Here is a 12,236-nt window from a genome sequence, read left to right as displayed (position 1 = left end):
AATTATTATGAAAATCAGTTTTATTTAGATTAAAAAAAGTCATCAAATTTAATGTTATGATAAGTTCAAATGGCTGTATTGATGATTATATTGAAAGCATTACGTATTAATACAGCAATTTAGCGAGGAGCAAGATTGCAGGTTAATTTAAGCTTGCAATCCATAACTGCACAAAATACCGCTGCGGAATATTTATCCCCCTTGCATATACTACTGTGAAGCAAATATACGCTTAATCTGCTGACAGATACAGTGGACGCAGTATGAATATAAAAGCTAATGGCATAATTTTATTTTTAAATGGTTTATCTGGTGCTGGCAGTTTCAGAATCAGGCCGGATTATCAACGACCGTTTAATAATTAATCACAACTGTCTGGCTATGCTGACAGGACAGTTTTGAGCAAAAAAGGAAGCAAACATGGAAGGCAAAAAAGTTGTACTGGATTGTTTAAATCGCTTACTGGCAGGAGAGCTGGCCGCGCGTGACCAGTATTTTGCACATTCGCGCATATATGAGGATATGGGCTATATGCAGCTTTTTCAGCGTATAGATCATGAAATGCAGGAAGAAACCGACCATGCCCACCAGTTTATTCACCGTATTCTGATGCTCAATGGCAAGCCGGAAATGGTACCAGATGCAATCAACGTGGGTACCGATGTAGTAAGTATGCTGAAAAATGATCTAGCTACCGAGCTAAGTGTACGCCAGAACCTAAAAGATGCGATTAAACTGTGTGAACAAGAACAGGATTATGTAACCCGGCAATTTCTGGTGGCACAACTCAAAGATACCGAAGAAGACCATGCTCACTGGTTGGAACAACAATTACGCCAGATTGAAATAATGGGTTTGCCAAACTATCTGCAAAGCCAGTTGTAAGGAGAACAATATGCAGGGTGATCGATTGGCCTTACAGGCACTAAATAAAAATCTGGGTTTATTGCTAGTATCCATTAATCAGTATTTTTTACATGCACGAATACTACGTAACTGGGGCTTTGCCAAACTAGGTGAAACCTTATATAAACATTCGATTCGCGATATGAAAAGTGCAGATGCATTGATTGAGCGCATTCTGCTGCTGGAAGGACTGCCCAACTTGCAGGAATATGGCAAGATTCTTGTTGGCGAAAACATTACCGAGATTTTGCAGTGTGACCAGCAGGCAGAGCAGGCCAAGCACATTGCGCTGGCCGATGCGATAGCCGTATGTGAAAGCCAGCTCGATTTCGTATCACGCGATTTGCTGGAGCAGCAAAAAGCGGTAAACGAAGAATATCTAGACTGGCTGGGCACACAATTAGACTTGATTGAAGAAATTGGCTTAGCCAATTATGCCCAGAAAGCGGCACAGGCAGATTGATACAGGTAGCGCAGAAAACAAACACAGCACGTCAGCACACGTGCTGTTTTTTTATTCCTGCGATCAGCTTGCAGCTAAGCTGCTGCGACATCGGCAACAGAATTACCGCTTGGCTGAAACCAAGCCAATTGCTGCCGCAACTGCACCACTTCCCCAATCACCATCAATGCCGGCGTAGCTGCCTGCTGAGCCAGTGCTGCCAGTTGGTGCAATTCACCGATTAATACACATTGACTGGCCTGAGTACCATGCGAAATAATCGCCACCGGCGTACTGGCAGCCCGTCCGTGGGCAATCAACTGGCGGCTGATTTCCCCTGCTTGCAGTGTTCCCATATAAATCACCAGAGTTTGCCGGGCGCAAGCCAAAGTCTGCCAGCCATATGCCTGACCGGCTAACTGCTGATGACCAGTAATAAACAAGACACTCTGAGCATAATCGCGATGAGTAAGCGGGATACCCGCATAGGCAGTCGCTCCCAGACCCGCACTGATACCGGGAATAACGCGGAAAGGAATACTGGCCGCCCGTAGTACCGCACACTCTTCACCGCCACGGCCGAAGACAAACGGATCACCACCTTTAAGGCGTACCACACGTTTACCCTGTCGCGCCCACTCTACCAGCAGCTCATTGGTTTGCTGCTGTTGTACCTGATGGAGTCCGCAACGTTTACCCACACTGATTTTTAAAGCATCGCGGCGCACCAGCTCCAACACTTCTGCTGATACCAGTGCATCGTATAACACCACATCCGCTGCCTGCATAGCCTGTAGCGCATGCAGAGTCAGCAAGCCGGCATCACCCGGCCCAGCACCGACAAGCGCCACTTCGCCTTGTGGCAGCGGCTGGTGTTGAGTTAATTGTTGCTGCAACAAAGTTTCTGCTGCCGCTTCATCGCCGCTGGCAATATACTGACCAAAGCAACTATGCTGAAACAAATGCTCCCAGAAACGCCGCCGCTCATTAATATGCTGCAAAGCAGTTTTCACCTGTTTGCGCCAACGTCCGGCTACCGTGGCCACCCGTCCTAGAGAAAACGGCAGCAAGACTTCAAACTGCTGGCGAATCAGGCGCGCCAGTACCGGCGCGTGACCGCCACTACTCACCGCTACCTGTATCGGACTGCGGTCGATCAGTGCCGGTACAATAAAAGAACAACAAGCCGGCTGGTCGACACAATTGCAGAATATAGCCGCGGCTTCCGCAGCCTGAAAAATACGCTGATTCAGAGCAGAGTCGCTGGTTGCTGCAATTACCAGAAAAACACCATCTAATAAATCAGGACTGAATTCCGTGCCCACGTATACCGCCTGTTGTGCAGCGAACCACTCTTTAAACTGGATACTGGTCTGCTGCGCAACCACCTGTAGCAGTGCGCCAGCCTGTAACAGCGCACAAGCTTTGCGTTCGGCTACTTGACCGCCGCCCACCAGTAACACCTTACGCTGATGTAAATGAATAAATATCGGGTAGTGATTCATACTGACTTATCGTAGTTTTTAGCACCCTATCTTATAAGCGTCAGTGCCCTGCTGAAAAATAAGCATTTTTTCTAACCAAAGCGTTGACAGTTATATCTGTGAGTAGCCCATGCACAGACAGGAAATTTAGTTATAAAGAAAGAAATTTTTATTCTTTCCTTGCCGCTGGCTGCGCTTGTTACTATCCATAACATACAGACGGTGATCTCATTAAACCATTGCCGTCATTAACAGTTTGTGCATTCAGGATAGTGATAATCATGTTGCGCCCCCGCCTGTGGACACCACCGCATGATGCGACTGCCACCAAACGCCTGCCGGCTCTGATTGCCGAGTTACAAACACGATTACAACAGATCGTACGGCAGCATCACCACATAAAATTTGCCTCCAGTCTGGCGGTTGAAGACATGGTCATTACCGATATGATTGTGCGCGAGCAGCTGCCGATTGAAATATTTACCCTCAATACCGGAGCACTCAATAGCGAAACACAGAAACTGCTGAGTACCGCCTGCCAGCATTGGAGAATCCGCATTGACGAATACCGGCCAGATGAAGCAGCGATTAATGCTTATATAGCAGCTCATGGCAAACAGGCTTTTTATGACAGCGTTGCCTTGCGGCGTGAGTGCTGCCATATCCGCAAAATAGAACCGCTTGGCCGCGCCCTGAGCAATGCCGATGCATGGATAACCGGACAGAGACGTGAACAGTCAGCTACACGTACAGCATTAGCATTGGCAGAGCAGGATCAGACACATAGCATGGCCAAATACAACCCATTGGCCGACTGGCTGGAAACCGAAGTATGGGCGTATGCCGAGACGCAGCAGCTACCAGTGAACCAGCTCTACCGGCAAGGCTACCCAAGCATAGGCTGTGAACCATGTACCCGCCCAGTAAAAGCCGGAGAAAACATTCGTGCCGGACGCTGGTGGTGGGAAAATCAGGATAGTAAAGAATGTGGTTTGCATAAATAAACAGAAATCAACCCACGGTTGCATGCAGCATGACAGACATGCTCCGCGACCATAACGGAAATATCATGAGTATTCAAGACAAACATCTGGACTGGCTGGAAGCCGAATCTATTTATATTATCCGTGAAGTCGTGGCCGAAGCGCGCAATCCCGCATTACTGTTTTCCGGTGGCAAGGATTCAGTAGTGTTGCTGGCACTGGCCGTAAAAGCATTTCAGATTCCGGGGCATAGCCTGCAATTACCACTTACACTAGTGCATATCGATACCGGACACAATTACCCCGAAGTCATCGCCTTTCGCGATACCACCGTGCACAGATTGGGGGCAAAACTCATAGTTGGCAGCGTAGAAGATTCCATCAGCCGCGGCAGCGTTACCTTGCGCCGTGCTACCGATTCACGCAATGCCGCACAGGCCATCACCCTGCTGGAAACAATCGAAGCCAATGGCTTTGATGCACTAATGGGCGGAGCGCGGCGCGATGAAGAAAAAGCCCGCGCCAAAGAACGGATTTTCTCATTCCGAGATGAATTTGGACAGTGGGATCCCAAAAATCAGCGTCCGGAATTATGGGATTTATACAATACCCGCCTGCATCCGGGTGAAAACATGCGCGTATTCCCCATTTCCAACTGGACGGAACTGGATATCTGGCAATACATCGCACGTGAACAGCTTGCCTTACCAGAGATTTACTATGCACATCAGCGAGAAGTAGTAGAGCGCAACAATATGCTCGTACCAGTAACCAAACTGACCCCGAAAAAAGAGAGTGAAGTAAGCGTAATACGCAGCGTACGGTTTCGTACCGTAGGCGATATCTCCTGTACCTGCCCCGTAGCCAGCGAGGCCGCAACAGCAGCAGAGATTATCGCCGAAACCGCACAAACCACAATTTCCGAGCGCAACGCTACCCGTATGGATGACCAAGTATCAGAAGCCGCAATGGAAGAACGCAAGAAAGCAGGTTATTTCTGATGACTGATACACAAACCTTACAGCCACCGCATATATTTATAGTGCACGGCTTTCAGAGCAGCCCGCATGATAACTGGTTTGACTGGCTGGCCACACAGGCACGAACCGCCGGAGCCACAGTAACCCTGCCGGCTATGCCCAATCCAGACAACCCACAGGCCGCAGCTTGGCAGCAAACACTGGATGAAATAATAGGACAGCCCGAAACAAACACCTTTCTGATTGGCCACAGCCTCGGCGTCATCACCTTACTGCGGTTTCTCAGCCGGCATCAGCCAGCGCAACTGGGTGGACTGATATTAGCAGCGGGTTTTGCCACACACCTGCCGGCATTGCCCGTACTGGATAATTACATCAATGCCAGCCAGCCGGATTTTACCGCTTTACAGCACATCAGCATGTCAGTGCACAGCATCATTTCCACCAATGACTATTATGTCCCGCAACAGGCGAGCAACACTATCGCCCATACATTACATAGCAGCATCGATTATGTCCCGTCTGGCGGCCACCTGATGACTCAGGACGGATTCAATAAATTAGCGCCTGCATGGCAGAGCCTGAAGCAAATGCTGGCGCAGGCAGAAACCCCCAAAAAGTGAGGCACCAATGAACACCGATTCTGTATTGCGTTTTATTACAGCCGGCAGCGTGGATGATGGCAAATCTACCCTGATAGGACGCCTGCTGTTTGACAGCCAGTCCTTACTGGCCGATCAAGTGGCATCACTGTATCAAAGCAAACACAAACGCACCGCCGATGGCGTCCCTGATTTTGCCCAGCTCACCGATGGGCTCGCGGCAGAGCGCGAACAGGGCATTACCATTGACGTAGCTTACCGATATTTTGCCACCCCGGCACGCAAATTCATTATTGCGGATACCCCCGGACATGAACAGTACACCCGCAACATGGTCACCGGAGCCTCCACCGCCGATGCCGCCATAATCCTCATAGACGCCACCCGGCTGGATTACACCGAACAAACACCCAAACTATTACCGCAAACACACCGCCACAGCGCCATCCTCAAACTGCTTGGAACAGCGCACATCATAGTGGCAGTGAACAAACTGGATTTACTTGATTACAGCGAAGAAAAATTCAACGCCATCAAACGAGCCTATAATAAACTGGCTACAGCACTGGATTTGCACAATATAAACTACATACCCATATCAGCCCTGAATGGTGACAACATAGTAACAGCCAGCACACATATGCCATGGTATCAGGGACAGCCCCTGTTACCGCTGCTAGAAAGCTTACCTGTAGATAATCGCAGCAGCCAGCTTCTGGCTGCACCAGCATTATTTCCAGTACAGCGAGTTGCCCGTCTGGATGGCAGCAGAACTAATGATTTTCGCGGTTATCAGGGAAGGCTGGAACAGGGCTGCTTGCGGGTGGGAGACAGAGTGCGCATAGAACCGGCTGGACAGAGCAGCACCATTGCCGCCATTTACACACCGGCCGGACAGGTAGAGCAGGCACAGGCCAGAGCAGTAATGACCATAGTACTGGCTGATGATATAGATGTATCACGCGGCGACAGCATCGTTGCCGCAGACAGCACATTACAGCCAGTCAAAAATATCAGCGCTTCAATATGCTGGTTTGACAGCAAACCATTGAATTCAGCACGACGCTACTGGCTCAAACACACCACACAGACAGTTTATGCCAAAATAAAACAAATTGATTACCTGTTGGATGTGCAGAGCCTGAATCATCGTCAAAATAGCAACAGCTTACAACAGAATGACATCGGTCGCGTACAGCTCAGCGTTCAGAAACCAGTAGTAGCAACTACCTACAGCGCCAATCCGGCTACCGGAGCCTTCATTCTGATTGACGAAGCCACCAATCACACCGTAGCTGCCGGCATGATTGTCTCACTGGCTTAAAACAGCAACCAAGAGTAATTACTGTAACCTGAAAATCAGATACAGAAAATTATCCTGCTAACATACATAAAATGTAAACATTCAATTAAAAATTGTTGCCAAAATAGACTTTAGAACAACACATAAAAGCTTTAAAGTGCGTTTTTATGTAAAAAATAGATAAAGATGATGTAAAAATTAATTTAATAGAGGTTGGGCTGCTATGATTTATCTCGTGCTATGAAGTTTAGTAGCAGATTATCACCTTAATATTATTATATAAAGTGAACGGTATAAGTGTTATTGAGAATAGTTGGATAAACAGCCGTATTTTATATATTGAAAATAACTATTCCTATAAACAAAAAATAACACAAATTAAGTTAACATTATTGTCTTTTTTTTATCCGGAGATAACAGATGTTAAGCGCTCGAATCAAACAGGCGCGGCAGCGTATCGCTTTGTCACAGCAACAGGTGGCAGATAAAATGGGTGTTTCCAAAACCGCAGTATTCAAATGGGAAAATGGCCATTACGAACCCAAAAATCTGGATATATTGGCCAACATACTGGGTGTCAGCTTAACCTGGCTGCGCGAAGGTCGTGGTAGTCCCGTTCCTGCACAGACTTCCGATATGCCTGCCGAAATCAATAATGCCTCGTATAATCAGGATGAGACACCAGTGTGTCTGTATCCCTCAATTGACATGGCCGGCTACATACATTCAGAACAGCAGCAGCACAGACTGCATTGTAAAAAATTCGGCCTAAATACCGAACTACTGGAACGCAAAAAAATCAGCCCTGATATGGTAGCGTGCTTTCCCGTGGATGATAACAGCATGGAACCCATCATGCCGCATGGGACAGTTTTTGCCGTGGATTTAAACCGTACCAGCATCATTGATGGCAATCTGTATCTGATTAAACAGAATCACCTGTTTCGCGTCAGAAAACTGTACTCCATGCCTCACCAAAAAGTACGCCTTCATGCGTACAATAAAACAGAGTATTATGATGAGAGCGTATCAGTTAGTGATATAGTTATACTTGGTCGTGTATTCTATTACGCAGTAGAGTTATAAAATAGCTTGAGCGTCACATAACATTGCAACCAGCCAGATTCTTATAAAGATTCATGCCCCCGCTAAGTTCTATCGGGTCTGGTTGGGTAAAACAGCCATAGTAGAATTATACAAACCACAGCACTCATCACCGAATGCACTGGCACAGCGCAAGCTTTGAACAGCAAAATACAGATTGCCTGAGTATTGCATATACAGCCAATATCTTAATGATAATCAAAAAGATATAAGCATATTCTTGTCCGATATCACATCAAAGCCAAACATAAATCCTGCCAGTATCCTGCCAGCCTTGAGCGTCCCCTAACATACCAGCTACCGCCAACAAAGCCAGTATAACCTGATTAAACATACCTACAGATACACCTTTCTTATATGAAAAAAATCGCCTTATCCCTCACCACATAATATAAAACACAGCCTTTTGTCTGCAAAACCGCATATCAGCTATTATCAAGTGTACTAACTTAGCCGCATTTATCCGCACAAACAACCAATCGACTACAAAATTTATACAACTTTTTCAGAGGTAATGTAAACTTATCACCAAGCGAGAAAAGAAGAGGAGGGCAATTACCGTGATTCCATCAGATTAACCTACCAACAAATTGGCTTTATTGCCCATAAAAGCATATTGATTGCAGAGTAACGTATAACCAGAACAGAAAAGACTAGAATCAGCGTATTCACAAAGCCAGTAGCTAATGACCGCCATTGCCCAAGCGACAAATCAGCCCTTATTGAGCATTGGCAAACTGATTGTTATTGTTTTTTATGACCATGTACACAGCCTTGGATTTTCATCAAAAGTAGATTCATTGCCATTGCAACATCAAGCGATATGATAAATTAGCAACGTTTAGAATAATGATGCATAGCTGGCGCAGATTAATCAAACACTCTTTATCAACGCGAATTATCAGTATCAAACAACTACTGCTTAATACAAACGGAATATGCTATATTCTTATTTGATTTAATTTTCAAGGTGATAGGATGGATATTAAACTGGCCAAGCATGACAAACGCTATATCGAAAGCACAGACGACGTATACAGCATCATGCAGCGCGTATTATTGCGTGAAAACAAAATTGACCAAGAAAAAGAACATTTTTGGATCATCGGCATGAATCTGCGCGGTTATATCCTGTATATCGAACTGATTGCCCTCGGCACTTATAAAGCAGTCAACATCGAGCCCATGAACGTATTTCGCGTAGCCGTAATGAAAAATGCATCACGCGTGATTATCGTACATAACCATCCATCCGGTTCGCTAACCCCTTCTGAAGAAGATAAAGACACCACCGACCGCTTAATCCAAGTAGCCCGTATCTTAAATATCGAGCTTACCGACCACCTGATTATCACCCCCAGAAGCTACATCAGCTTTCGCACCACCAGACTGATGGAAGAGCTCGAACAAAGCATTAAATACGTCCCGCCTTACCAAGTGGTTGAACGAATACGCAAAGAAGAAAAGAAAATCGCCAAAGAACAATTAGCGGTTGAAAAGAGTAAGACCCAAACAGCAAGGCAAAAAGCAAAAGAGATAAAAGAAAAAGCTGATTCCGAGAAAAAAGCATTGATTAATGTTTTATTGGAAAAAGGTGTATCCATTGAAGATATTGCCAATATTTTAGAAATCACCCCAAAAGCAGTTGAGAAAATCATTAACCTAAAATAACATTACATTTATAAATAAAAGCATAATAAGGCATATAGAATGGAACAAACAGACGATAACAAAGACTCATCAACTCAAGAGACCGCGAACAAAGAGTCCCAAAGCAAAGAGTCTCAAAGCAAAGAGTCTCAAAGCAAAGAGTCTCAAAGCAAAGAGTCTCAAAGCAAAGAGTCTCAAAGCAAAGAGTCTCAAAGCAAAGCGTCTCAAAGCAAAGCGTCTCAAAGCAAAGCGTCTCAAAACAAAAAGTCCCCAAAGCAACTTACCTTTGAAACACTCACACCTACAAACCTGTCAGAAACCGAAATGCAAGGCTATACTCAAGCCCTTGATTTCATATTTAAAGAAGATGATTTACGTAATATAGCCATTACTGGGCCTTATGCCTCAGGCAAAAGCAGCGTAATTAAAACCTATGTGAATAAGCATTACAAACTTAAAGGCATCTATATTTCACTTGCCTATTTTTCGCCCGCATTAGAATCAAAAATCAAAAGACAAAAGCAAGATAATAACTTAATCCTTGAAGATGAATTAATAATAGAAAAAAAAATTATAAACCAACTAATTCATCAAATTGATCCAAAAAAAATCCCGTATACCACTTTTGCAATAAAATGTGAACCGATAACATGGAAAAATATAATCTGGGCTGTGATCATTTCGGTTCTTATATTCGGTATAACTTTTTTTGATAAAGCTTGTCTAACCAATCTGCAAAGTGTATGGCATACTCTGGTTTTAATAATAATATTAGTGTGTTTTTGTTTTACTGTAAGTGTAATTTACAAAGCAATTGACCTGCAAATCCGTAAAAGTCCAATTAGTAAACTGAAGGTATTTGAGAATGAGATTAATATTTCATCATCGAAAAATGAAGTTTCTTATTTCGATAAATATCTAGATGAGATTATTTATCTTTTAAGCAAATCACAATTAGATTATATCGTTTTTGAAGATATTGATCGTTATGATGATAATCTGATACTTAATAAATTAAAAGAGCTGAATTTTACCTATAAGAAGAAACACAGTAAAAACAATCTAAAGCCAATTAAATTTCTCTATTTAATTAAAGATGAAATATTTGAATCCAAAGACCGTACCAAATTTTTTGATTATATTTTACCCATTGTTCCTGTAATGGATAACGCCAATTCATTGGGTAAAATAGAACAAATTTTTAAAACAAGAAATATTCGCAAAGATTTTTCAACCACATTTTTAGATACCCTCTCCTTATATCTGGATGATATACGACTAATCAAAAATATTTGTAACGAATATATAATTTATAAAACCAAAATAGCGCATAATGACAATGAGTTTAAGCATGAAAACTTACTTGCTATTATTGTATATAAAAATATGTTTCCGGCTGATTTCTCCTTAACCCGATTAGGAAACGGTCAAGGCGTTGTTCACCGTATTATTGATTCATTAGAAAAACAAAAAAAAGAGTATTGCCAAGAAGAAATTCAGAAGATTGATGATAAAATTAATCATTTAAAACAAGATGTTCAGTCAGGGGGAAGAGATAAATCATCCGCACGTGAAGCCGAGCAAAAATTAATAGAAGAAAAAAAGCGGCTAAAACTTCCGAACAAAATCACGGAATTTATTGAAATAAAACAAAACGAAGGTATTCAAATTGAAGAGTTATTTGAAAAGCATATAAAGGAAAAAACAAAACAGCCAGAATATAAGGCAGAGTATGAAAAACTGTCATTTTCATGTTATTTTCCACTTTTGCGGGTACTGATTATTCAAGGCTATATCGATGAATATTATAGTGACAATACCAGTGCTTATAATGAACACGGACTACCTCGAAACGATACATTATTTCTGCGCAATATTTATGAAAGTAGATTGACTGACGAAGACGACTGGAAGCTTGAATTAACAAAACCAGAACTAGTGCTTAAAAGATTAACAGCAGATAAGGCTGCTTACTTTAATTACGATTCTGTTTTAAATTATTCTTTGCTGGATTATATTTTAATAACCAGAAAAGTAGATCAACTAAACAATTTATCACTGTTTATCAGACCATTACAGCTACTTCATAATAACCAAGTTCAGTTTTTCAATAAATATTTAGCAAGATATTATTCTTTACTGATAAAAGAAACAATAACATTAGTATCATTGCAAGCACAAACACTATCACAAATACAAGTAGAAATACTATTACAAAAAATGAAAATAAAAATAGTACTGCCACAAATACAAGTAAAATATGAGCTAGTACAAGAAGCACGAGCACAAGCACAAGAAGCACGAGCACGAGCACAAGCACAAGAAGCACGAGCACAAGCACAAGAAGCACGAGCACAAGCACAAGAAGCACGAGCACAAGCACAAGAAACACTAGCACAAGCACAAGCACAAGCACAAGCACAAGAAGCACGAACACTAGCACAAACACAAACACTAGCACAAGAAGTACAAAGACTAGAAGCACGAGCAAAAGAAGTACTAGCACAAGAAGCACGAGCACGAGCACAAGAAGCACGAGCACGAGCACAAGAAGCACGAGCGCTAGCACAAGAAGCATTAGCACGAACACAAGAAGCACGAACACGAGAAGCACAAGCACGAGAAGCACAAGTACAAGAAGCACGAGCACGAGCACGAGCACAAGAAGCACGAGCACGAGCACAAGAAGCATTCGCACGAACACAAGAAGCACAAGTACAAGAAGCACTAACACAAGGACTAGAAGCACGAGCGCAGGCACAAGAAGCACGAGCAAAAGAAG

The 12,236-nt window shown here is 43.4% G+C and carries 11 protein-coding genes; 10 read left to right on the top strand and 1 reads right to left on the bottom strand.

What is annotated here, in order from left to right; genetic code table 11:
• Positions 1 to 420 precede the first annotated feature (420 nt).
• A complete protein-coding gene (gene bfr / locus BHC51_RS01070) occupies positions 421 to 885 on the top strand; it encodes a bacterioferritin (RefSeq protein ID WP_100099208.1) in 465 nt (154 codons plus the stop codon).
• A gap of 10 nt (positions 886 to 895) precedes the next feature.
• A complete protein-coding gene (gene bfr, locus BHC51_RS01065; RefSeq protein WP_100099207.1) occupies positions 896 to 1,369 on the top strand; it encodes a bacterioferritin in 474 nt (157 codons plus the stop codon).
• 74 nt (positions 1,370 to 1,443) lie between these two features.
• On the opposite strand, the gene cysG is transcribed toward bfr (BHC51_RS01065), so the two are convergent.
• Complete coding sequence (gene cysG / locus BHC51_RS01060; protein ID WP_100153117.1) at positions 1,444 to 2,853, bottom strand: siroheme synthase CysG; 1,410 nt, start codon at positions 2,851 to 2,853, stop codon at positions 1,444 to 1,446.
• A gap of 254 nt (positions 2,854 to 3,107) precedes the next feature.
• On the opposite strand from cysG, the gene BHC51_RS01055 reads away from it, so the two are divergent.
• From BHC51_RS01055 to BHC51_RS12360, 8 genes are all read left to right on the top strand, one after another.
• Positions 3,108 to 3,836 (top strand): phosphoadenylyl-sulfate reductase, encoded by a 729-nt coding sequence (locus BHC51_RS01055; protein WP_373885675.1) that lies wholly within the window; start codon positions 3,108 to 3,110, stop codon positions 3,834 to 3,836.
• Between the two features lie 65 nt (positions 3,837 to 3,901).
• A complete protein-coding gene (cysD, locus tag BHC51_RS01050) occupies positions 3,902 to 4,816 on the top strand; it encodes a sulfate adenylyltransferase subunit CysD (protein ID WP_100099204.1) in 915 nt (304 codons plus the stop codon).
• On the top strand, positions 4,816 to 5,418 hold the full coding sequence (locus BHC51_RS01045) for an RBBP9/YdeN family alpha/beta hydrolase (RefSeq protein WP_100153115.1): 603 nt from the start codon (positions 4,816 to 4,818) through the stop codon (positions 5,416 to 5,418). The genes cysD and BHC51_RS01045 overlap by 1 nt, the downstream gene beginning before the upstream one ends.
• 7 nt (positions 5,419 to 5,425) lie before the next feature.
• Positions 5,426 to 6,721, top strand: a complete 1,296-nt coding sequence (locus tag BHC51_RS01040; RefSeq protein WP_100099202.1) for a sulfate adenylyltransferase subunit 1 — start codon at positions 5,426 to 5,428, stop codon at positions 6,719 to 6,721.
• Between the two features lie 399 nt (positions 6,722 to 7,120).
• Complete coding sequence (locus tag BHC51_RS01035) at positions 7,121 to 7,786, top strand: XRE family transcriptional regulator (protein WP_100124030.1); 666 nt, start codon at positions 7,121 to 7,123, stop codon at positions 7,784 to 7,786.
• 704 nt (positions 7,787 to 8,490) lie between these two features.
• Complete coding sequence (locus BHC51_RS12610; protein ID WP_180296394.1) at positions 8,491 to 8,631, top strand: hypothetical protein; 141 nt, start codon at positions 8,491 to 8,493, stop codon at positions 8,629 to 8,631.
• Between the two features lie 151 nt (positions 8,632 to 8,782).
• Entirely contained in the window at positions 8,783 to 9,475 is a 693-nt protein-coding gene (locus tag BHC51_RS01030) for a JAB domain-containing protein (RefSeq protein ID WP_100153114.1), read from the top strand.
• A 39-nt stretch (positions 9,476 to 9,514) separates the two neighbouring features.
• A partial coding sequence (locus BHC51_RS12360) for a YobI family P-loop NTPase (RefSeq protein WP_445081785.1) occupies positions 9,515 to 12,236 on the top strand: 2,722 nt, incomplete at its 3' end.

The organism is Snodgrassella alvi, assembly GCF_002777745.1.
GTDB classification, from domain to species: domain Bacteria; phylum Pseudomonadota; class Gammaproteobacteria; order Burkholderiales; family Neisseriaceae; genus Snodgrassella; species Snodgrassella alvi_D.
This window is presented reverse-complemented; position numbering and strand designations above follow the sequence as displayed.